The organism is Streptomyces sp. NPDC001508 (assembly GCF_040298665.1).
Lineage (GTDB): Bacteria > Actinomycetota > Actinomycetes > Streptomycetales > Streptomycetaceae > Streptomyces.
The window spans coordinates 1-21846 of the sequence record NZ_JBEPAP010000060.1 but is presented as its reverse complement, the minus strand read 5'-3'; the positions used below and the strand labels follow the sequence as shown (position 1 = coordinate 21846).

Here is a 21846-nt window from a genome sequence, read left to right as displayed (position 1 = left end):
TCCCCTATTACTGGCCCTTGCACAGATCCACACTTCGCGGACCCGGGTCAGACCTCACCCCCCAAGGTTGGGGGCGTGCGCCGGAACGCGTCGACCGCGGCTGAATGTATCTGTCCAACTGCCCTCTGCAACAGGTCAATCGGACGAGAAATCTGGACGCACTCGGTCGGAAATCTGCCGAGAATTCGGCAGAATTCAGGGCAAGTCGGGCCCTATAAAAGGAATAAAAGCCGCGAAGAACGCATGGACTTTGGCGACTTCTTGGCGGCTGCGCGGACTGAATCCGGGGCTTCCGACCCGCCGGGCCGGGAACGCGTTCCCCAACTCTACCGCGTTCAACCCCACTGAATAGCCCCCTCCGCTTCTCTCACGGAGGGGGCCATCGGGTGAACAGTCGGTAATCGGAGTTACCGAAGGTAAAGGATCGTCAGCCGCCGGCCACGGCCGGGATGATGGACACGCCCGCACCGTCCGGCGTCGCCGTCTGCAGGCCCTGCTCGAAGCGGACGTCGTCGTCGTTGACGTACACGTTCACGAAGCGGCGCAGCTTGCCCTGGTCGTCCAGGACGCGTGCGGAGATGCCGGTGTGGTTCTTCTCCAGGTCGGCGATCACCTCTGCGAGGTTCGCGCCCTCGGCGCTCACCTCCGCCAGGCCGCCCGTGTAGGTACGCAGGATGGTGGGGATGCGAACGGTCACGCTCATGCGAGGCCAGCCTCTCGGAAGGAGTCCAGGTTCGGACGGATGGTGGCGGTCAGGCCGGTGCCGGCCACCGCGTCGAGGGTCTTGAGGCCGTCGCCGGTGTTGAGGACGACCGTGGTGAGCGCTGGGTCGAGCACACCGTCGTCGATGAGCTTCTTCGTCACGCCCACGGTGACACCGCCGGCCGTCTCCGCGAAGATGCCCTCGGTGCGCGCCAGCAGCTTGATCGCGTCGACGACCTGTTCGTCCGTCACGTCCTCCACCGCGCCGCCCGTACGGCGCGCGATGTCCAGTACGTACGGCCCGTCGGCCGGGTTGCCGATCGCCAGGGACTTGGCGATCGTGTTCGGCTTCTGCGGGCGGACCACGTCATGACCGGCCTTGAACGCGGTCGACACCGGCGAGCAGCCCTCGGCCTGCGCGCCGAAGATCTTGTACGGCCGGTCCTCGACCAGACCCAGCGCGATCAGCTCCCGCAGCCCCTTGTCGATCTTGGTGAGCTGGGAGCCGGAGGCGATCGGCACGACGATCTGGTCGGGCAGCCGCCAGCCGAGCTGTTCGCAGATCTCGTACGCCAGGGTCTTGGAGCCCTCCGCGTAGTACGGGCGCAGGTTGACGTTGACGAAGCCCCAGCCCTCGCCCGCCGGGTCGCCGATCAGCTCGGAGCAGAAGCGGTTCACGTCGTCGTAGTTGCCCTCGATGCCGACGAGGTCACCGCCGTAGATCGCGGCCATGACGACCTTGCCCTGCTCCAGGTCGTGCGGGATGAACACACAGGAGCGGAGGCCGGCCCGGGCCGCCGCGGCGCCGACGGCTCCGGCGAGGTTGCCTGTGGAGGAGCAGGACAGGGTCGTGAAGCCGAAGGCGCGCGCCGCCTCCAGCGCCTGGGCGACCACCCGGTCCTTGAAGGAGTGCGTCGGGTTGCCGGAGTCGTCCTTCACGTACAGGCCGCCGGTGACGCCGAGTTCGCGGGCCAGGTTGTCGGCCTGGACCAGCTTGGTCCAGCCGGGGTTCAGGTTGGGCTTTTCGGCCACGTCCGCGGGGACGGGCAGCAGCGGCGCATAGCGCCAGATGTTCGCGGGGCCCGCCTCGATCGTCCGGCGCAGCTCCTCGGTGTCGTACGCCGAGAAGTCGTAGGCGATCTCCAGCGGGCCGAAACACTCCTCGCAGGCGAACACCGGGCCGAGCGGCACCCGGTGACCGCACTCGCGGCAGCTGAGGGCCGCGGCGGGACCGAGGTCCACCGACTGGTTCGTGGTGCTTGCAACGGTCTGCACAGCCATGTGAGGCGAGGCCCTTTCTCCTCATCTTCCTCACGACGCATCTCGCCGTGAGACGGATTTGGCACCTTCCCTAGCCGGGAGCCTCGCGGAAACGATCGGCTTGCGCAGCGATCAGTACGAGTACCGGCTGGAGGGTTGCCGGGGCTTCATCGGGCCGTGTCCCTCTGCCCCTCTGGATGAGCTGTATGCGGTTGTGAACGCCGACGACCCCCGCCATGCGATGGTCATCCGCGTTGTTCAAGACTGTAACCGACGGCCAGGACAGTTGAGATAGTCGTCCGAACCGCGAGATGGATCACACATGCACCAGGTGTGATCACGACAGTGAGGAGCAGCTGACTGTGCTGGAAGAAGTCGAGCGCTGGCTGGCCACCCGCTCCTGGTCCGTGACCGACCGGCCACTGCACAAGATCATCACCGCGAAACAGCGTACGGGCCAGTCGGTCTCCGTCGTGCTGCCCGCGCTCAACGAGGAGGAGACGGTCGGCGACATCGTCGCCGTCATCCGGCACGACCTCGTACGGCAGGCGGCGCTGGTCGACGAGATCGTCGTCGTCGACTCGGGGTCCACCGACCGCACCTCCGAGGTGGCCGCCGCGGCGGGTGCCCGGGTGGTGCACCGCGACGCCATCCTGCCGCGGCTGCCCGCCGCGCCCGGCAAGGGCGAGGTCCTGTGGCGCTCGCTGCTCGTCACCGGCGGGGACATCGTCTGCTTCGTCGACGCGGACCTGCGGGAGTTCTCCTCCGACTTCGTCACCGGGATCGTCGGCCCGCTGCTCACCGAACCGGACGTCGACCTGGTCAAGGCGATGTACGACCGACCGCTGGGCGATGCGGCCGGCCAGGGCGGCCGGGTCACCGAGCTGATGGCCCGACCGCTGCTCAACCTGCACTGGCCGCAGCTGGCCGGTTTCGTGCAGCCGCTCGGCGGCGAGTACGCGGCCCGCCGCTCACTGCTGGAGCGGCTGCCGTTCCCCGTCGGATACGGCGTCGAACTGGGCATGCTGGTCGACGCCCTGCACCTGGTGGGCCTGGACGCCCTCGCCCAGGTCGACGTCGGTGTGCGCAAGCACCGGCACCAGGACGGGCAGGCCCTGGGCCGGATGGCCGCCGCGATCTACCGCACCGCGCAGCTGCGGCTGGCCCGCGGGCACCTCGTACGGCCCTCCCTCACCCAGTTCGAGCGGGGCGAGAACGGCTTCGAGCCGCACACCTACCCGGTGGACACGGAGGAACGACCACCGATGGCACAGATCACGGAATACACCACCCGCCAGGTGGCCTGACCCCACGACCGCCCCGACCCGAAACACAGCCGAAAACACCCCACAAACCACAACGGGACACGGGCCGACACCGGACACGCAGGCCGACACAGGACACGGGCCGACACGGGGCACGGCTGAGGCAAGGCGCGACCGAGACGCGGCGCAGGCCGCGGCAAAGCGCGAGCCGCAGCACGGCGCCAGCCGAAACAGAGCAGGGGCCGAGGCAAGGCGCGGGTCGAAGCAGAACGCGAGCCGAGACGCGGCGCGGGCGCGGGCTCCGGCTGGGGCTCGTCGTGGCAGGCGCAAGCCGAAACACGGCGCGAGCCGAAGGAGCGCAGGCCGAGGCAAAGCGCGGGCCGAAACGCCACGCGAACTTAAGCAGGACACGGGCCGAAACGCCACACGGACCTAAGCAGGACACGGGCCGACACGGGACGCGCAGGCCGACACGCGGCGCAAGCCGAAACACGGCGCAGGCCGACACGCAGCGCGAGCCGATTGAGGACACCTGCCGAAGCACGGCGCCAGCCGACACGCGGCGCCAGCCAAAGCACGGCGTCGGCCGGAACGGGGCGGGGGCCGACACACGGCGGGAGCCGAAAGAGGGCACGGGTCGAAGCACGGCGCCGGCCGGCGCGGGGCGTCGGCCGGCGCGGGGCGTCGGCCAGAGTACGGCGTCGGCCGGGGTGGGTCGTACGTTTGAGGGTTTGTGGGGGTGGCTAGGTTGAGGCGTATGGCTTCCACGCACGGTGCTGCCCAGGTACTGGTCGCGTCCAACCGCGGCCCGGTCTCGTACTCCGTCCAGGAGGACGGCTCGCTGGTCGCCCGGCGGGGCGGCGGCGGGCTGGTCTCCGGGCTCTCGGCGATCGGCCCCGACGCGGACGCGCTGTGGGTGTGCTCGGCGCTGTCCGACGGCGACCGCGAGGCGGTGCGCCGCGGGGTCGGCGAGCCCGGCGTGCGGATGCTGGACATTCCGGCCGACGTGTACGCCGACGCCTACAACGGCATCGCCAACTCCGTGCTGTGGTTCGTGCACCACATGCTCTACCAGACCCCCCTGGAGCCGGTCTTCGACGCGGAGTTCCGGCGGCAGTGGGCGTCGTACCGGACCTACAACCGGGCGTTCGCCGAGGCGCTGGCCGAGGAGGCGGCCGAGGGCGCGGCGGTCGTCGTACAGGACTACCACCTGGCGCTGGCCCCCCGGCTGCTGCGGCAGCTCCGCCCCGACCTGCGTATCGGCCACTTCTCGCACACCCCGTGGGCGCCGCCGGACTACTTCCGGCTGCTGCCCGACGACATCGCGGCCGAACTGCTCGGCGGAATCCTGGGCGCGGACCGCGCCGCGTTCCTCACCCGGCGCTGGGCGGACGCCTTCACCGACTGCTGCCACCTGGTCCTCGGACCCGGCATCCCGTCCGGCACCCGCATCGGCGTACACGGTCTGGGCGCCGACGCGGACTTCCTGCGCGCGCGTGCGCACGAGCCGGACGTGGCCGAACGGATGACGGCGCTGCGCACGGAGATCGGCGCGGACCGCAAGGCGATCGTGCGGGTGGACCGCACCGAGCTGTCCAAGAACATCGTGCGCGGGCTGCTGGCGTACCGGCAGCTGCTGGCGGACCGCCCCGAGTGGCGCGAGCGGGTCGTGCACATCGCCTTCGCCTACCCCTCGCGCCAGGACCTGGCCGTGTACCGGGACTACACGGCCGAGGTGCGGCGCGTCGCGGAGGAGATCAACGCGCGGTACGGGACGCCGGGTTGGACACCGGTGCTGCTGCATGTCGAGGACGACTTCGCGCGCTCGCTCGCCGCCTACCGGCTGGCCGACGTGGCCCTGGTGAACCCCATCAGGGACGGCATGAACCTGGTCGCCAAGGAGGTGCCGGTCGTCTCCGACAGGGGCTGCGCGCTGGTGCTGTCCCGGGAGGCCGGGGCGTACGAGGAGCTGGGCGAGGACGCGATCACCGTCAACCCGTACGACATCGGGGGCACGGCGAACGCCCTGCACCGGGCGCTCACCCTGCCGGACGACGAGCGGGCGGAGCGGACCAAGCGGCTGGCCGCCGCGGCCACGGCGCTGCCGCCGGCCCAGTGGTTCCTGGACCAGCTGCACGCCCTTCAGGCTGGCCGGTCCAGCTGACCGGCGAGCGTCCGCAGCAGCCGCACCACCCCGGCCGGGCCGCCCACGACCAGGTCGGCGCGCTCGGCGAGTTCGGTCACCTCGCTGCTGCCGCTGCACACCAGCAGGCCGGGCACGCCGTCGGAGCGGAGCTTGTCGACGGCCGCGAAGGCGGGGAGGTCACCGAGGTCGTCGCCGCCGTACACGACGGATGCGGCACCGATCTCCCGGACGTACTCCAGCAACGCAACGCCCTTGTCCATACCGGGCGGGCGCAGTTCGAGGACCAGACGGCCGGGCTCGACGATCAGGCCGTGCCGGGTGGCCAGGTCGGCGAGGGGACCGCGCAGCGCCTCGAACGCGGCCTGCGGATCCTCGGCGCGGCGGGTGTGCACGGCCACGGCCCGCCCCTTCTCCTCGATCCAGGTGCCCCGCCAGGCACCGATCCGGTCGAGGAAGCCGGGCAGTTCGGCGCGGACGGCGGCGACGCCGGGGTGCGGGGCAGGGGCGCTGACGGTGCCGCTGACCGCGTCCCAGCGTTCGGCGCCGTAGTGGCCGAGGACGACCAGGTGCTCCAGACCGGGTACGCCCGCGAAGCCGCCGTGGCGGACCGCGACGCCGGCCGGGCGTCCGGTGACCACCGCGATCGAGGCCACCTTCGGGGCGAGGGCGGCGAGCGCGGGTACGGCGTCCGGGTGTGCGCGTGCCTGCTCGGGGTCGGCCACGATCGGCGCGAGCGTGCCGTCGAAGTCGAGGCCGATCACCGCGGTGCGGGGCCGTGCGATCAGTGCGGCGAGCCCGTCCCGCCCGGCCTGTGTCACGGGCGTCGGAAGCGCGTCCTGGGGATCGGTCGAGTCCGTCATATGGGTGCCCATGACCCGACCCTATCCACGCGAACCGCCCCGCACGCCTGGCAGCGCGGGTCAGCGCCCGGTGCGGCGGGCCTCTCGGGTCCGGCGCAGGCGGTTGACCGTCACCGGGTCGTGGGCCAGTGCGCGCTCGTCGTCCAGCAGGGCGTTCAGGAGCTGGTAGTAGCGGACCGGGGCGAGGCCCAGTTCCTCGCGTATCGCGCGCTCCTTGGCGCCGGGTCCCGGAAAGCCCCGGCGCTCCAGCGCGAGGATGGTCTGTTCGCGGCGGCCCAGCTCGTGGCGGTCGTCCGGTTCCATGGGTGAACGGTAGCGCCGGGCACCGACGGCGGATCGCTCCCGGGGTCCTGGTCCGTGAACGGTGGGGCCGTAAAGGGGGTCCGTAAAGGGGTGGCGGTCCTGAAGGAGTGGCGGTCCTGAAGAGGTGGCGGTCCTGAAGAGGTGGCGGTCCTGAAGAGGTGGCGGTCCTGAAGAGGTGGCGGTCCTGAAGAGGTGGGGGGTCCGCGTCCCGTCGCCGTTCGTCATGTGGCCCCGTGGGACCTGCACCGTGTAAGTGGACTAGACCTCTTAAGGGTTCGCGGTCCACACTGTTCCCCGTGAGACATGTCATCGCCCTCGACGTGGGCGGCACCGGGATGAAGGCCGCCCTGGTCGGGGACGGCGGCGAGCTGCTGTACCAGGACCGCCGCGCGACCGGGCGCGAACGCGGGCCCGAAGCGGTGGTCGAGGGCATCCTCGGCTTCGCCGCCGAACTGCGCGCATACGGCACCGAGCGGTTCGGCGAACCCGCCGCCGCGGCCGGCATCGCGGTGCCTGGCATCGTCGACGAGGAACGCGGTATCGCCGCCTACGCGGCCAACCTGGGCTGGCGCGACGTGCCGCTGCGCGCCCTGCTCGCCGACCGGCTCGGCATCCCGGTGGCGCTCGGCCACGACGTGCGCACCGGCGGGCTGGCCGAGGGCCGGATCGGCGCGGGCCGGGGCGCGGACCGCTTCCTGTTCGTGCCCCTGGGCACCGGCATCGCGGGCGCCATCGGTCTCGACGGCCGGGTGGAGGCGGGCGCGCACGGCTTCGCGGGCGAGATCGGCCACATCGTCGTACGGCCCGGCGGGACCGCGTGTCCGTGCGGGCAGCTCGGCTGCCTGGAGCGATACGCCTCCGCGTCGGCGGTGAGCGCGGCCTGGGCGGCCGCCTCGGCAAAGCCCGACGCGGACGCCGCGGACTGCGCGCGGGCCGTCGCGTCCGGTGATCCGAACGCCGTCCGGGTCTGGCAGGAGGCGGTGGACGCACTGGCCGACGGGCTGGTCACCGCGCTCACCCTGCTGGACCCGCGCACGCTGATCATCGGCGGCGGGCTCGCCGAGGCGGGGCAGACCCTGTTGCGGCCGCTGCGGGACGCCGTCCGGCGCCGCGTCACCTTCCAGAAACTCCCGTCGATCGTCCCCGCCGCCCTCGGGGACACCGCCGGCTGCCTGGGCGCGGGGCTCCTCGCCCGGGATCTCCTCGTCACCACTGACCCTTCGGAGGTAACCGCCTGATGGCCCCCAGTACGGTTCTTGCCGGCGCCCGGGTGGTGCTGCCCACCGGGATCGTGACCGACGGACGCGTGATCGTCGAGGGCACGAGGATCACGGCCGCCGCCCCCGCGGACGCCGACACGAGGATCACGGCCGCCGCCCCCGCGGACGCCGAGGTGATCGACGTACGGGGCCACTGGCTGGTGCCCGGCTTCGTCGACCTGCACAACCACGGTGGTGGGGGCGCCTCGTTCTCGGGCACGGCCGACGAGATCCTGACGGCCGTCCGCACCCACCGGCTGCACGGCACCACCACGCTGCTCGCCTCCACCGTCACCGACGACATGGACTTCCTGGTCAAGCAGGCCGGGCTGCTGTCCGAGCTGGCCGAACAGGGCGATCTCGCCGGGATCCACTTCGAGGGCCCGTTCATCTCGCCGTGCCGCAAGGGCGCGCACTCCGAGGAACTGCTGCGCGACCCGGACCCGGAGGAGGTGCGCCGGCTGATCGACGCGGGGCGCGGCCGGACCCGGATGGTCACCCTCGCCGCCGAACTGCCGGGCGGCATCGACTCCGTACGGCTCCTGACGGAGCACGGCGTGATCGCCGCCGTCGGGCACACCGACGCGACGTACGAGCAGACGGTGCAGGCGATCGACGCGGGCGCCACGGTCGCCACCCATCTGTTCAACGCGATGCCGCCGCTCGGCCACCGCTCCCCCGGCCCGGTCGCCGCCCTGCTGGCGGACGAACGGGTCACCGTCGAGCTGATCAACGACGGCACCCATCTCCATCCGGCCGCGCTGGAACTGGCGTTCCGGCACGCGGGCGCCGGGCGGGTCGCGTTCATCACCGACGCGATGGACGCGGCCGGGAGCGGCGACGGCCGCTACCTGCTCGGCCCGCTGGAGGTCGAGGTCAGCGACGGCGTGGCCCGGCTCGTGCGGGGCGGCTCGATCGCGGGCTCCACCCTGACCCTGGACCGCGCCTTCAAACGGGCGGTGACGGTCGACCGGCTGCCGGTGCCGGACGTGGTGGCGGCCCTGTCCGCCAACCCGGCGCGGCTGCTTGGCCTGGCCGACCGGGTGGGCTCCCTGGAGCCCGGCAAGGACGCCGACCTGGTGCTCCTCGACGCGGACTTCGACGTCAAGGGCGTGATGCGGCAGGGCGCCTGGGTGGTCGATCCCCGAATGCCCTGATACGTCCCCCAGGTCGTGCGCGCCGGCGAAAGCCGGTGACCGCCCGTGGTCTGGGCCCCTCGCCAACTGTTTGACATGATCGGGACCAGAACACCCGGCTCAGCCCGGACAGCGAGGGAGGTCGGCGCGGGTGATCCTCACGGTCACGCTGAACACCGCTCTCGATCTCACCTACCGCGTGCGGTCGCTGCGGCCGCACGCCTCGCACCGGGTGTCCGCGGTCGCCGAGCGGCCGGGCGGCAAGGGTGTGAACGTGGCCCGGGTACTGGCGGCCCTCGGGCACGAGGTGACGGTCACCGGGTTCGCGGGCGGCGGCACGGGCCGGGAGGTACGCGACCGGCTCACCGGCATTCCGGGCGTGGCGGACGCGCTGGTCCCGATCGCGGGTGCGACCCGGCGCACGATCGCCGTCGTGGACGAACGCACCGGCGACACCACCCAGTTGAACGAGCCGGGACCGCAGGTGACCCCCGCCGAGTGGGCCGCGTTCCAGGAGGCGTACGAGGGTCTGCTGGGGCCGGCCGAGGCGGTGGCGCTGTGCGGCAGCCTGCCGCCCGGGGTGCCGGTGGGGGCGTACGCGGGCCTGATACGGGCCGCCCGGTCGGCCGGTGTCCCCGTGCTGCTGGACACCAGCGGGGAGCCGCTGCGCCGCGGGGTGGCGGCCCGCCCGGACATCGTCAAGCCCAACGCGGACGAGCTGGCCGAACTCACCGGCTCGCACGAGCCGCTGCGGGCGGCCCGGGACGTCCGCAGGCGGGGCGCACACGCCGTGGTCGCCTCCCTCGGGCCGCGGGGGCTGCTCGCCCACACCCCGCAGGGCCACTGGCGGGCCACCCCGCCCGCCGCCGTGCACGGCAACCCGACCGGCGCCGGCGACTCCGCGGTGGCGGGCCTGCTGTCGGGCCTGGTGGAACGCCTCCCCTGGCCGGACCGCCTGACCCACGCGATCGCCCTGTCCGCCGCGACCGTGGCAGCACCAGTAGCAGGCGAATTCGACCACGCGACGTACGAAGAGCTACGACCGCGGGTCACGGTGACCAGCGAGACCAACGCCGCCTGAGACGTCACCAGTCAGGCTTCTGTCCCTCTTCGAGCAGCGCCAACTGGTCCAGGTTGAAATGGCAGGCGTCTCCCTGGCCGCAGGTGATCGCCACGGTGTTGGTCCCCTCCTCCAGCTGGAGGGAGACGTAGGACCGGTACCAGGCGTTCCAGTCGCCCTCTTTGCCGTAGTTCTTCAGATCAGGCTTGTAGCTCTGCGGCTTCCCGTTGACGACGGTCGTCGCGCTCGCCGCGTCCTTCTCGGCGTTGGCGTACCGAATCCACAGGTCGTACGTGCCGGCCTTGGGCACGTCGACCTTCCAGGTCACCGAGGCCCCGACCTGCGACATCTGGTCGACGTACTTGCCGCCGTCGGCCCTGGCCCCGGAGAACTCGGTGCTGACCCTGGCACCGCCGGCACGCGGCAGGCCCGCCGCGTCCTGGACACCCGGCTCTGTGGCAGCGGTCGCCGAGGCACTGGGCGAAGCCGACTCCTTGGAGTCGGCGCTGCCCGTCGCAGAAGCCGAGGGGCCGCCGTCGGCCTTGTCGTCGCCGTTGCCGTTGAGCATGGCGACGCCGATGCCTATGACGACCGCGGCGACCACCGCGATCGCGCCGATCAGCAGGCCCTTGGTGTTCGGGCCGCGGCCGCCCCGGCCGCCGCCCCCGCCGGCCTGCGGCGGCTGCCGGCCGGCCGGCGGGCCGCCCGGGAAGGTCTCCGGGGCCTGGTAGTGGGCGTTCGGCTGGCCGTAGGCGCCCTGCTGCGGGGGCACGGTCTGCTGTCCGTAGGGGGCGGCGGCCTGCTGGCCGTACTGGCGCTCGCCGACCGCACGCACCCTGTTGACCGAGTTCGGGTAGCCGTAGCCGCCGGACGGCGGCTGGGCCCCTCTGGCCTGCCCGTCGGCGTACAGATAGCCGAACGGGTCGTCGTCCTCGGGCGTGCTCGCGCCGTTGTCGCCGGGCGTCATCCCTAGGTACTCCTCAACAGGTGCGGGCGGATGCGGTACGGATTCGGAAGACGGGTGAAGACGGGTATTGGAGAGCGAGCCTACCCGCTCTCACTGACCCGATCGGGTGGCGAGATGTGCTTCAGCCCACTGACCTGGGGTTCATCCGGCCCGACGATGCTGTTTGGGACGAGATCGTTTCTCGACGTACATCCGTTCGTCAGCGGACTTCAACACCTCGTCCGCCGTCATACCGCAGTGGGCCCAGCCGATACCGAAGCTGGCGCCCACCCGCACGGCCCGTCCCTCGGCCCGGATCGGCTGGATGATCTCGTTGCGCAGGCGTACGGCCAGGTCCTGGGCGTCGGCCTTGCCGAGTCCGTCGGCCAGGATGACGAACTCGTCGCCGCCGAGCCGGGCCACCGTGTCCCCGTCGCGCACACCCCGCGACAGCCGGCGCGCCACCTCGATGAGGACCGCGTCACCCGCGTTGTGCCCGAACCGGTCGTTGATCGACTTGAAGCCGTCCAGGTCGCAGAAGAGGACCGCGAGGCCCTTGGTGCCGTCGTCACGGTCGTCCTCGGGGGCGACGGTGTGCACATGGTGGTCGAAGCCGTCGTAGGCGTCCGTGCCGGAGGCGAAGTCGAAGCCGTGGCCGTTGACGTCGTAGGCGGGATGGCCGTACGCGGCGTCCAGGGACTCCAGCTCGTCGGCGTGCGTGGGACGCCGGCACAGGCGGGCGGACAGGCGTGAGCGCAGTTCGGCGGAGTTCGGCAGGCCGGTGAGGGAGTCGTGCGAGGCGCGGTGGGCAAGCTGCAGTTCGCGGCGCTTGCGCTCCTCTATGTCCTCGACATGGGTGAGCAGGAAGCGCGGGCCGTCGGCGGCGTCGGCGACGACGGAGTTGCGCAGCGACACCCAGACGTAGGAGCCGTCGCGGCGGCCGAGGCGCAGCTCCGCGCGGCCGCCCTCGGCGGAGGTGCGCAGCAGCGTGCCGATGTCCTCGGGGTGCACCAGGTCGGAGAAGGAGTAGCGGCGCATCGCGGAGGCCGGGCGGCCCAGCAGGCGGCACAGCGCGTCGTTGGTGCGCAGGATGCGGCCGTGCTGGTCCCCGCCCATCTCGGCGATCGCCATACCGGAGGGTGCGTACTCGAACGCCTGCCGGAAGCTCTCCTCGCTCGCGCGCAGCGCCTGCTGCTCGCGCTCCAGGCGGACCAGCGCGCGCTGCATATTGGACCTGAGCCGGGCGTTGCTGATCGCGATGGCGGCCTGGAACGCGTACATCTGGAGGGCCTCGCGGCCCCAGGCGCCCGGATGCCGGCCGTTGCGCGGCCGGTCCACGGAGATCACGCCGAGCAGCTCGCCGGAGCCGCCGCCCTGCACGCCGGGCGCGTACATGGGCGCGAAGAGCCGGTCGGCGGGGTGCCACTCGTCCTCGAAGCGGGGCGCGGGCCCGTCGGTGTACCACTGCGGAACGTCGTCGTCGTCGAGGACCCAGCCCTCGGTGTGCGGTATGAACCGCAGGTCGCCCCAGGCCTCGCCCATGGTCAGCCGGCGCTCCCAGGACTCGCGGGAGCCGACCCGGCCGGTGATGAGGGCCTCGGCGGCGGAGTTCCCGGAGAAGGCGGCGACCACGAGGTCGCCGTCGGGGCGTACGAGGTTGACGCAGGCCATCTCGTATCCGAGGGAGGTGACGACGCCGTCGGCGACGGTCTGCAGCGTGTCCGCCAGGCTGCGTGCCGTGTTCATGTCGGCCATGGCCTGGTGCAGTTGCCGGAGGGACGCAAGCCGGACGTAGGGCTCCGACTCCATTTCCATGCCCGCCCTCCCCCCGAGACCTCGCAGCGAATCAAGGGTGCTCTTCGGCGCTTCTCTTCGGTGGTGCCCTTGCAGCAGCTTCCCCGTCACTGAATCACAGTGCGCTGCTCACTCGGTACACAGGGTCAACAATTCATTGGTCTTGTGACTCAAGTCACAGAAGGACATGAACAATTGAGAAGAGTGCCCGCCTTCTGCGTTCTTCTGCGTTCTTCTTCGTTCCATGGACCTAGGACCCGGTTCAGGCGGAGGCCCGATGCGACCCGCTCGCAGCGAAGATTAGCGTTTCCGGCGTGCTGAACACTCCAACTCCGCTGCCCTCCCCCGCCGCCTCCGCCGTTCCCGGGCATGCTGAGGGGGTGAGCAACGACAAGTTCCGGGCCGCCATGTCCCGGCTGGCCGCGGGCGTGGTCCTGGTGACCGCGCAGGAGCCGCCGCTCGACCCGGACGACCCCGGGGCGCCGGCCGGCGAGGACGCCGGCATGACGGCCACGGCCTTCCTGTCCGTCTCCCTGGACCCGCCGCTGGTCCTGGTCAGCCTGCGCGCGGGCGCCCGCATGGACGATCTGCTCGCCGAGCAGCCCCTGTGGGGGGTCTCCGTGCTCTCCGAGAGCCAGCGGCACATCGCGGGCCGCTTCGCCATGAAGGGCCGCCTCAGCGACCGGCTGCTGTTCGAGGACATCCCCTACGCCCGCGGCGAGGTCTGCCACGCGCCCCTGGTGCGCGGCGCCCTGGCGACCCTGGAGTGCCGGACCGAACAACGGGTCGCGGCCGGGGACCACACGCTGGTGATCGGCCGCGTACTGACCGCCGAACTGCCCAGCTCGGACGGCAGGCCGCTGCTGTATTTCCGGGGCCGCTACCGGCAGTTGGGGTAAGAGCGGGGGCACGGCAGAGTTCGCAGGGTGAGGGGGCGAAATTTGGTGGTCCGTGATCGACATCCGGTCTGGCGCGCCGGGATGACGCCCCGCCTGGAAGAGATCACACCGCACACCGTCGAGGCCGCCCTCGGCATCCGGGTCAGGCCCGAGCAGGAGCACGCGGTACGGCCCGTCGCCCACTCCCTCGCCGAGGCGTACGCCCATCCCGCGGGCGTCGCCTGGCCGCGACTGATCGTGGACGGCGACGACGACCGCCCGGTCGGCTTTCTGATGGCCTTCCTCGGCATCGACTGGCACGGCGACGGGAGCGTGTTCCGCTCGGGCCTGTGGCGGCTGAACATCGCGGCCGGCGAACAGGGCCGTGGATACGGCCGTTTCGCGGTCGAGTCCGTCGCCGCCGAACTCCGCCGCCGCGGCGACAGCCACCTCTATGTCAGCTGGCACCCCGGCCCGACCGGCCCGGAAAACTTCTACCGACGCCTGGGCTTCCACACCACCACGGAAACCAGCGGCGGCCAGACGGTCGGGGTATTGAAGCTGGTGTAGGGCGAGTACTGAAGGTCCTGCGGCACCCAACGCGGTTCCCCCGCCACACTTCCCCAACGCAACGCAGCCTCCGGCACAGCCCCGCCGCAGTCTCCCAACGCGGCTCCCGCCGCGATCCCCCCTCGCGGTGATGGCGTACGGCGGGCGGGGCGGGAACCTTGACGGGCCGGGGGTCAGGTCCAGTCGCGGGATGATCTGCCTCGTTTGGTTTCTGAGCGTTGCTTTTTCTCCCGTAGGCGCCGCTCGTTGATGCCGCGTGGGATCCGGGTCGGCTTGCGGGGCTTGGGCGGCGGTGCCGTCGCCTGCGCGAGCAGGGCCGCGAGGCGCACCGCGGCGGCCTCCCGGTTGCGCCACTGGGACCGGTGCTCGGAGGCGCGGACGGCGATGACGCCATCGGTCAGCCGCCCCGCGAGGCACCGCAACGCCCGGTCCTTCCACACCTGGGGAAGCGCCTCGGTCCGCGCCAGGTCGAAGCGCAGCTCCACCTGGGAGTCACTGGTGTTGACATGCTGTCCACCGGGACCCGAGGAGCGTGAGAAACGCCACATCAGCTCGGCCTCGGGGAGGGAGACGGAGCCACGGATGACGTAAGGACCGGACATGCCCCCATGGTCGCGTCCCCGCCCACTCCACGTCACCCGAATTAGCGGAAGGGTAAAAAAGGTAAAGCCATGCGGAACCTCTTGGGCCCCCCTCGGCGTTCTTCCCGATGACGGTAGCTTCGTCCCCAGTACGAAGCCGTACGTATGTAACGAGGGAAGGGACTCCCAAACCATGGCTGTAAGCCTGTCCAAGGGTGGCAACGTCTCGCTCACCAAGGAGGCTCCGGGCCTGACCGCCGTCACCGTGGGCCTCGGCTGGGACGTCCGCACCACCACCGGCACGGACTTCGACCTGGACGCCTCCGCGATCGCGGTCAACACGCAGGGCAAGGTCTACTCGGACGCCCACTTCATCTTCTTCAACAACAAGCAGACCCCGGACAACACGATCGTCCACACGGGTGACAACCGCACCGGCGAGGGCGAGGGCGACGACGAGGCGATCAACGTCAACCTGGCGGCCCTCCCGGCCGACATCGACAAGATCGTCTTCCCGGTCTCCATCTACGACGCCGAGAACCGCGGCCAGAACTTCGGCCAGGTCCGCAACGCCTACATCCGCATCATCAACCAGGCCGGCGGCGCCGAGATCGCCCGTTACGACCTCTCCGAGGACGCCGCCACGGAGACGGCCATGGTCTTCGGCGAGCTGTACCGCAACGGCGCCGAGTGGAAGTTCCGCGCGGTCGGCCAGGGCTACGCGTCCGGCCTGGTCGGCATCGCCCAGGACTTCGGCGTCAACGTCTGAGAATCAGGCCCTGCCCTGGTGAACCAGGCTGCCGGGTGGTGCTGGGTCAGCACAGAACCAGCACGGGATACCCTGGTCAGCACGAAGACCCCCCAACTAACCCTTGGGGGGTCTTCTTCATGTGCGGGTGAGGCGGGCCGCTACACGGCCTGTGCGGACTCCTCCGGGGCTTCCGGCTGGTCCGTGGCTCCGCCCTCGATGACGCGGAGCTGGGGCTTCATGGCGTCTTCCATGGCCTTGCGGCCACGGTTCCACGAGTCCGGTACGAGGTGCCCGTACGTGTCGGCGGTGATCCGGATGGACCTGTGGCCGAGCCAGCGGCTCACCTCCAGCAGGGAGCATCCGGCGGCGAGCATGGTGGAGGCGAAGAAGTGGCGTAGGTGGTGCGGCTTGTAGCTGAGTTCCAGCTTCTTCATGATCTTCTGCCAGTGGTGGAAGAAGTTCTCATGGGTGAAGAGCGTTCCCGTGACGGTGGCGAAGAGCAGCCCGGAGGTTCCGCCCACGGTGCGCGTGCCGTGCTCGGCCTTGTGCTGGGTGATCTCGTCGGCCAGCCATCCGGCGAGCGGGGTTTCCCGGTAGTCGCCCTCTGCCCGGTGCTTGAGGGGGACGAGAGCCTTTCGGTTGCCCTTCCCGTCGCCCTTGTCGGTCGCCTGCCGATAAACGCGGTACACGTCGTCACGCTGGCAGTCGTCAGAGGCTCCGAACGCTTCCGAGGGGCGCAGCCCGGCCCCCGCCATGAGCCACACGTTCAACCGGTACGCGTCGGGTATCTCGTCGGCGATCCGCCGGACCTCCACCAGGGTCGGTATCTCGTCCGGGTCCACGGCTGTGGAGGCCGCCCGGGGCAGCTTCAGAGTCCGGCAGGGGTCCTTGCCAATCCGGTCGTTGTCCACGGCGGCTTTGAACATGGCCTTCATGGGGATCACTCGGGTTTCGATGGTGGAGGCCATCAGTCCCGCTTCCGCCATCGCGGCGACGACGCGCTGAGCGTCGTTCGGGGTCACTCCCGCGATGGTCTTCCGGCCCAGGGTCGGGACGAGGTAGTTGGACGCGAACCCCTTGTAGTCCCGCAGGGTGTTGGGCCGCAGCACCTGAGCGCCAAGCCACTCGTCCCACCACGCCTGAACCGTGATCTTGCCTCGCTCCGGGTCGAGGTAGACCCCGGCCCGCTTGTCGTTCTCCATCTGGTTGCCGTGCGCCTCGGCCTGCTTCTTGAGCGGAAAGCTCTTCTCCCGCTGGCGTCCGGAACGGCCTCCCGGCTCGCGGTAGCGGACGGTCCAAGGGTGGCCGCAGCGGGTTCCCTCGCACGGGTAGTTCTTGTTCGTCTCGTCTGTCTTGCACTTCTGGAAGACGGTTGCCACTGGTGTTACTGGTCCTTCCTGTCACTGCTCAACCAGTCGTTGAGGATCGCTGTCGCCTTGTCCGTGAGTCGCTTCCCGTCCCACAGCTCCAGTTCTTTCGCACGCTTGACACGCTCGGACAAGGTGGCCTTGCCGACTCCCAAGCGGGCTGCCAAGGCACCCTGAGGGGCGGTGGTGTCCGTGGCACGCAGCCGGGCCAACTCGGCCACCAGGAGGGCGTAGTCCAGCTCTGTCCGGCACCGCTGCGGCACCGGCCACGGTTCACCCATGACCTGGTGCTGTTCGGGCTCCAATGCCGCCCGGAACTCTGCCTTGATCTGCGAGAAGGGGACCTGTCGCAGGAGGCTGGCCGGGATGCCGTCGGTCTCCAGAGCCTGATCCATGAGCCGGACAATCTCGTCCTCGTCAGGCCCCCCGATGCTGAGCCGGATCTTTAGTTCGATCGGTCCGGTGAACGGGGCGTTGGTGTCGGCGCGTGCTGAGACCTCCCACGGGCCGTAGTACCGGCGCCACACCAGCTCACTGCCTTCGCGGCGCCACTCGTTGACTGCGTCTGTCTCTTCGGTGTTCACGAGATCCACCATACGTATAGGCGAACTAGATGCAACATGTTCGGGCATGTGGCGATGGTCACCACTTCTGAACTTGACGCAACTAGTTCGGAGATGGGCACTCTGGAGACGGGCGGGACAGCAGCGGGCGGGAGCATCCGCCCACCGGACAGCAGGGGAGACGCATTGACCAAGCTGATGACGGCGGACGAAGTGGCCGAATACCTGAACAAGCCCCGGTCGTGGGTGTATGGGAACTGGAAGGCCGAGCGGATCCCATTCCGGAAGGTGGGGCAGGCGCTGCGCTGTCGACCGAGTGATCTCGACAAGTGGCTTGATGAGCAGGGGGCAGACTAAGCCCCTACGTCTCCCAAAATCCATTTTTTCTTTGTGAAGCCTCCGAGGTGACTCGGGGGCATTTCTGTGTCCGGAGAAGTGATTGACGACAGCAGCCGTGAAGCCGGTTGAGTTGATTTGTGCGACCTGCCGTGAGCCGTGGACCTACCGCAGGCCATACGGCAGAAGTGGTCGCAACCCTGCTACGAATCCTGAACACCCGCAGTGTAAGCGAAAGCGCGACAACCAGAGCCGTGCGATATCGCGTAACAGAAACCGGCAGGGATTGGCGGCGAAGAAGCAATCAGAAAGGGCCGATGCGCTCGATATTGCTTGGCGGGCAGGGGCGTTGGTGGAAGAAGTGCGGAGCCTCGCTGCACCGCCCGTGCAGTACGACACCCGACAGGAAACCGAGAAGAAGGTACACCCGGACATCGAATATTCGACGGATGAGGACAAGCGCACAGTTGCCTTGTGGTTCGCTGAGACACGCGAGCCGAAGACAGGTCCCGAAACGGGAAGGACTTCCCCCAGGCTGCGGGTGATCGGATCGGCTCAGCCTTGGTGGCACTCCGAAGCCACGTGTACACGAGGCTCTATGAAGCCCTTGGAGCCGTTCACCATGGGCATCTGACACGGGAGGCAGGTCCCGTATCCGGGGTGCGTCCGTTTTTTCTTATAGGTGAGGGGAGTTTTCTCCTTGGAGTCAAGCTCACTGGGCGGTGAGCCTCTGACGCGGACGAGAGTCCGGACCTGTTCGAAGTCCTGAGCTGAAGTGCTCGAATGCGGCTCTGCGGAAACCTGCCTGTGAGACACAGCGGCACAACCGGGGAGTGGTCCTCTGCCCCTATGAAGTCAATTGTTTGGGGGTAGGGGGCCTTTCGTTGTCCTGTTGTGAGTTATAAGGCCGCCCATGAGCGGCCCTTCTCTCCAACTTCCCTTCACGTTGATTAGTTCTCTAGGAGGTGTCGCCATGAGCGACGCAGAACAGATTTCCGAGGCCACGCCGGCCAACCCCTCCCATTTTGTTCGGGCTGAGGTTGAGCGGGAGTATGCGGGGAAGCTTGCGCGGGCTGAACTCAAGAGTCATGCCGCCCAGGCCGGAATCACTCTCCCTGATGGATTCACCGAATACCTGGATGGCGCGAAACTTCTTGGTGAAGACGGCAAGCCATCGGCTGAGGCCATGGATAAGGCCCTGGCGCCTTTCAAGCCCAAGGACCCGGCGTTTCCCCACCTTGTCGGGGCAGGACATAACCGCGACGGCAGCCCAATTCCAGAGCGCCGCCGCGTTTCTCTCGACGTTCGTAAGCGATAACTAGGAGTACATCTATGAGCCTTGCCTATCAGCAGCCCGGGACAATCACTTTTGTTCCGGAGATTTTCGATGCGGAACTTCTCGTAGCCTTTGACCCGCTTCTTGTCTGGGCGTCTCCGTTCGTGGCGAACAACAAATATGAGGGCGAGATTCGCAAGAAGGGCGATGTCGTCCACATCAACAGCATTCTTCGGCCTACCGTGGGCGATTACACGATCGCTGATGGAATGACGGCCGAGCGGCCGGAAACCGTCGACCAGAAGCTCACCATTACTGAGGCGAAGTACCTTCAGGTTCTCATCGAAGATGCGGAACGGGTTCAGCTCGCCGGGGGCCTTGACTCGCCCATCAATCAGCAGATGATTTCGGGCCCTGGACCGTGCCGCCGACACGTTCATGGGCAGCATCATCGCCACAGGGGCGACGGCGCTTCCGGCCGTCGTGCCGACCGCTGGCAACATCCCCCAGAGCCTTTACAGTGCGATCCTGGACATGATGCTTGCCTTGGACGACAACGACATTCCGGCAGGCCGTTACGTGGTCGTCTCACCGAAGGTGAAGCGGTATCTCATCGAGCATCCGGCCGTGGCCAATGCCGCCGCGTACGGTGAAGGTGGCGTGACTGCCAATGGTGTCGTTGCTCGGCTTGCCGGGTTCACTATTCTGACGACTACGGCAATGCCTGCTGGTGTGGACATCGTGGGGGGGCATTCGGAGTTCGCCACCTACGCAAGCCAGTTCACGGGCTTCCGTGAGGGGCAGTCGGAGAAGTACAGGGCTGATTACATCGACACTCTGCACCTGTACGGCGGAAAGATCGTGCGTTACCCGGAACTGGACACGAAGAAGTCCGACAGTACCTTTGATGAGTCCAAGCCGACCAAGGGAATCGTCAAGGCCGCTGTCACCTGGCCCACTTCCTGAATTATGGATTAGTTCGGGCCCCTGTAATCAGGCAGGGGCCCGTTCTTTTCACTACCCGTCGATCCGGCAGCCCCGCCGGCCGTGACTGTACGTTTTTCCGGGAGGAACCTTGCCCAAGCCACGGAACCCCGCTTCGCCATTCAGTAGGTATCGCGAAGCGCAGAAGCTCACCGTTCTTCCACTGGAACATGATTTGCCAGTTCCCGACCTTCCTACGGTCCGGGAATGGTCAGATCACGAACGGGCCTACTGGAAGGAACTTTGGGAGACTCCCCAGGCGTCACAGTGGGACGACTCCACGGCCGGTGTTGTGGCCGCCGTGGTCGTCTACTGGTCGGCGATTCTTGCGGGCACTGCGACCAGCACTCAGCACATGGAATACCGGCACTTGGTAAGGGCCCTGGGGCTCACTCCAGAGGGCATGCGCGCGCTTGGGTGGGTGATAGGCGATGAGTAAGAAGCTCGCCCGCCGCAAGGCTGCTCAGGTCGCCCAGGCTTCCACTGTCCGCACTTCTTACACACATGTTGACGGCGTCGAGTGCCCGAACTTCAGTGACTGGCCGAACGGGGAAAGCGTCATCAGTTGCCATACGTGCTGGAACCTGTGGGCACTCCACATCGCTTGGTCCGCCAGCGGAATGGAAGAACCATGGACGGACGGTCAGAAGCATGGCCGGGCTTCGTGTTTCGAGTGCCTGAAAATTGATTAGCAATCAAACGATGGAAGGGAGGCACCCCCGGTGGGTCCTATTCTTTATCTAATCCCCATTACCCCAGGCCTGGAATGTATTTGAGTTATCGTTTAGAAATGTTAGATATATCATTCCGTGATAGGGGTTTGGGAGAATAGTAGTCAAGCGGGAAGGTCGTGAGAGCAGCGCTCCGACCACTCGCTGAGACTTCCGCCCTAACAAAGGAACGCAGCGTTATGCGCAAGACGGTTCTTGTCCCGGTTGAGTACACCTTTTGCGACGCGCACATTGCTCGTGACGGGTCGGAGGTTGAGGCCACGTCGTCACTGACACTGGGAAAGGACACGTGGCACCTGTGCTTGGAACATGACGTTACATTCGGCCGCTACCTCTGTGGCGCACTGGGCGCCCCCTCTGGGGAGGTGATCACGGAGACTCAGGCTGAGTCCGTTCCGATTGTTGAGGCTGTCTTGGAGCCGGAGCCGGAAGCGGCGACCGACCCTGAACCTGTGCCGTCCGTGATGATCGCCGGTGAAGTGCCCGGATACGACTGGGAAGACGCGCGGGAAGCTGTGCGCAACCTTGGCTATGAGGTGGTCGGCCGTGCCGACGAATCCACTGTGTTGCTGATCCTGGGCGAAGGTGGCGACCGGAACGGAACCAAACTGCGTGACGCTTCCGAGCGTGGCATTCCTGTGATGGATGCGCGGAAGCCCGGACGTTTCAAGTCGGCGATCCTTTCTGCCGAGTTGATTGGTGGCGACCCGCTTCCGGAGCCTGCCAAGGTCGACCGTTCCGGCATGAGTGAGCGTGAGCGCAATGCCGTCATCCGATCGTGGGCCCGAACCAACGGCTTCACCGTGCCTGCGAAGGGCCGGATTCCGATGAACGTGAGGCACTCCTACGAGATGGCCCACAAGGAAGCGTCGGAGGGAAAAGCGGCAGCGGCCTGAGTGTCGCCCCCACGGCGCCGGGCGCAGAGTGCGCCCGGCCTCCCCGGCCAGAGGCCACCCAAGCAACACTTTTCGAGATTGAGGCAGCATGAGTTCCCTGAGTCAACCTCTATGCCGCCAGCGGTGTGTCCCCGGGATTGTTGATCTTGCTGTTGGTCTGGTGGATCACAGGGTCGTAGCAG

General features: G+C 68.5%; 21 protein-coding genes and 1 riboswitch. Of the genes, 12 read left to right on the top strand and 9 right to left on the bottom strand.

Going from position 1 to position 21846, the window contains the following annotated elements:
- Positions 1-427 precede the first annotated feature (427 nt).
- Both ABT245_RS36110 and thrC read right to left on the bottom strand, forming a co-directional pair.
- On the bottom strand, positions 428-703 hold the full coding sequence (locus ABT245_RS36110; protein ID WP_351742308.1) for a MoaD/ThiS family protein: 276 nt from the start codon (positions 701-703) through the stop codon (positions 428-430).
- Complete coding sequence (gene thrC / locus ABT245_RS36105; protein ID WP_351742306.1) at positions 700-1983, bottom strand: threonine synthase; 1284 nt, start codon at positions 1981-1983, stop codon at positions 700-702. Before thrC ends, ABT245_RS36110 begins: the two co-directional genes overlap by 4 nt.
- Positions 1984-2001: 18 nt before the next feature.
- Positions 2002-2166, bottom strand: a riboswitch (SAM riboswitch).
- Between the two features lie 158 nt (positions 2167-2324).
- Here thrC and ABT245_RS36100 point away from each other — a divergent pair.
- The gene (locus tag ABT245_RS36100; protein ID WP_351742303.1) at positions 2325-3269 is read left to right on the top strand and encodes a glucosyl-3-phosphoglycerate synthase; all 945 of its coding nucleotides are present in this window, start codon (positions 2325-2327) and stop codon (positions 3267-3269) included.
- Positions 3270-3984: 715 nt separating this feature from the next.
- The gene (locus tag ABT245_RS36095) at positions 3985-5391 is read left to right on the top strand and encodes an alpha,alpha-trehalose-phosphate synthase (UDP-forming) (protein WP_351742299.1); all 1407 of its coding nucleotides are present in this window, start codon (positions 3985-3987) and stop codon (positions 5389-5391) included.
- Here ABT245_RS36095 and otsB read toward each other — a convergent pair.
- Positions 5370-6245, bottom strand: a complete 876-nt coding sequence (gene otsB / locus ABT245_RS36090) for a trehalose-phosphatase (protein ID WP_351742296.1) — start codon at positions 6243-6245, stop codon at positions 5370-5372. The genes ABT245_RS36095 and otsB overlap by 22 nt on opposite strands.
- Before the next feature lie 48 nt (positions 6246-6293).
- Positions 6294-6536: a DUF3263 domain-containing protein gene (locus tag ABT245_RS36085; RefSeq protein ID WP_351742293.1), complete on the bottom strand. Its 243-nt coding sequence runs from the start codon at positions 6534-6536 to the stop codon at positions 6294-6296.
- Positions 6537-6832: 296 nt separating this feature from the next.
- Here ABT245_RS36085 and ABT245_RS36080 point away from each other — a divergent pair, with 296 nt between their 5' ends.
- The 3 genes from ABT245_RS36080 to ABT245_RS36070 all read left to right on the top strand — a co-directional run bounded on the left by ABT245_RS36080 (position 6833) and on the right by ABT245_RS36070 (position 10012).
- A complete protein-coding gene (locus tag ABT245_RS36080) occupies positions 6833-7774 on the top strand; it encodes an ROK family protein (protein ID WP_351742291.1) in 942 nt (313 codons plus the stop codon).
- Positions 7774-8952 (top strand): N-acetylglucosamine-6-phosphate deacetylase, encoded by a 1179-nt coding sequence (gene nagA / locus ABT245_RS36075; RefSeq protein ID WP_351742288.1) that lies wholly within the window; start codon positions 7774-7776, stop codon positions 8950-8952. The genes ABT245_RS36080 and nagA overlap by 1 nt, the downstream gene beginning before the upstream one ends.
- A gap of 130 nt (positions 8953-9082) precedes the next feature.
- A complete protein-coding gene (locus ABT245_RS36070; protein WP_351742286.1) occupies positions 9083-10012 on the top strand; it encodes a 1-phosphofructokinase family hexose kinase in 930 nt (309 codons plus the stop codon).
- A gap of 4 nt (positions 10013-10016) precedes the next feature.
- On the opposite strand, the gene ABT245_RS36065 is transcribed toward ABT245_RS36070, so the two are convergent.
- Together ABT245_RS36065 and cdgB are read right to left on the bottom strand one after the other, a co-directional pair.
- Positions 10017-10958 carry a CBM35 domain-containing protein gene (locus tag ABT245_RS36065; protein WP_351742283.1) on the bottom strand — a complete coding sequence of 314 codons (942 nt, stop codon included), beginning with the start codon at positions 10956-10958 and terminating at the stop codon, positions 10017-10019.
- Between the two features lie 141 nt (positions 10959-11099).
- Positions 11100-12752: a diguanylate cyclase CdgB gene (cdgB, locus tag ABT245_RS36060; RefSeq protein ID WP_351742280.1), complete on the bottom strand. Its 1653-nt coding sequence runs from the start codon at positions 12750-12752 to the stop codon at positions 11100-11102.
- Positions 12753-13138: 386 nt separating this feature from the next.
- On the opposite strand from cdgB, the gene ABT245_RS36055 reads away from it, so the two are divergent.
- Positions 13139-13630 carry a flavin reductase family protein gene (locus tag ABT245_RS36055; protein WP_502982260.1) on the top strand — a complete coding sequence of 164 codons (492 nt, stop codon included), beginning with the start codon at positions 13139-13141 and terminating at the stop codon, positions 13628-13630.
- Positions 13631-13711: 81 nt separating this feature from the next.
- Positions 13712-14179 carry a GNAT family N-acetyltransferase gene (locus ABT245_RS36050; RefSeq protein ID WP_351742274.1) on the top strand — a complete coding sequence of 156 codons (468 nt, stop codon included), beginning with the start codon at positions 13712-13714 and terminating at the stop codon, positions 14177-14179.
- A gap of 173 nt (positions 14180-14352) precedes the next feature.
- Here ABT245_RS36050 and arfB read toward each other — a convergent pair whose 3' ends face one another.
- Positions 14353-14781 (bottom strand): alternative ribosome rescue aminoacyl-tRNA hydrolase ArfB, encoded by a 429-nt coding sequence (arfB, locus tag ABT245_RS36045; RefSeq protein WP_351742272.1) that lies wholly within the window; start codon positions 14779-14781, stop codon positions 14353-14355.
- 172 nt (positions 14782-14953) lie between these two features.
- Here arfB and ABT245_RS36040 point away from each other — a divergent pair, with 172 nt between their 5' ends.
- Positions 14954-15529 (top strand): TerD family protein, encoded by a 576-nt coding sequence (locus ABT245_RS36040; protein ID WP_351742270.1) that lies wholly within the window; start codon positions 14954-14956, stop codon positions 15527-15529.
- Positions 15530-15669: 140 nt separating this feature from the next.
- On the opposite strand, the gene ABT245_RS36035 is transcribed toward ABT245_RS36040, so the two are convergent.
- Both ABT245_RS36035 and ABT245_RS36030 read right to left on the bottom strand, forming a co-directional pair.
- On the bottom strand, positions 15670-16890 hold the full coding sequence (locus tag ABT245_RS36035) for a tyrosine-type recombinase/integrase (protein WP_351742269.1): 1221 nt from the start codon (positions 16888-16890) through the stop codon (positions 15670-15672).
- A gap of 5 nt (positions 16891-16895) precedes the next feature.
- Positions 16896-17462, bottom strand: a complete 567-nt coding sequence (locus ABT245_RS36030) for a hypothetical protein (protein WP_351742267.1) — start codon at positions 17460-17462, stop codon at positions 16896-16898.
- A 165-nt stretch (positions 17463-17627) separates the two neighbouring features.
- Between ABT245_RS36030 and ABT245_RS36025 the strand changes: the two genes are divergently transcribed.
- The 4 genes from ABT245_RS36025 to ABT245_RS36010 all read left to right on the top strand — a co-directional run bounded on the left by ABT245_RS36025 (position 17628) and on the right by ABT245_RS36010 (position 21664).
- Positions 17628-17798, top strand: coding sequence for a helix-turn-helix domain-containing protein (locus tag ABT245_RS36025; RefSeq protein WP_351742264.1), 171 nt, complete (start codon positions 17628-17630; stop codon positions 17796-17798).
- A gap of 952 nt (positions 17799-18750) precedes the next feature.
- A complete protein-coding gene (locus ABT245_RS36020; protein WP_351742262.1) occupies positions 18751-19095 on the top strand; it encodes a hypothetical protein in 345 nt (114 codons plus the stop codon).
- Between the two features lie 396 nt (positions 19096-19491).
- Complete coding sequence (locus tag ABT245_RS36015) at positions 19492-20019, top strand: phage major capsid protein (RefSeq protein WP_351742259.1); 528 nt, start codon at positions 19492-19494, stop codon at positions 20017-20019.
- A gap of 928 nt (positions 20020-20947) precedes the next feature.
- Positions 20948-21664 (top strand): Lsr2 family DNA-binding protein, encoded by a 717-nt coding sequence (locus ABT245_RS36010; RefSeq protein ID WP_351742256.1) that lies wholly within the window; start codon positions 20948-20950, stop codon positions 21662-21664.
- Positions 21665-21846 lie beyond the last annotated feature (182 nt).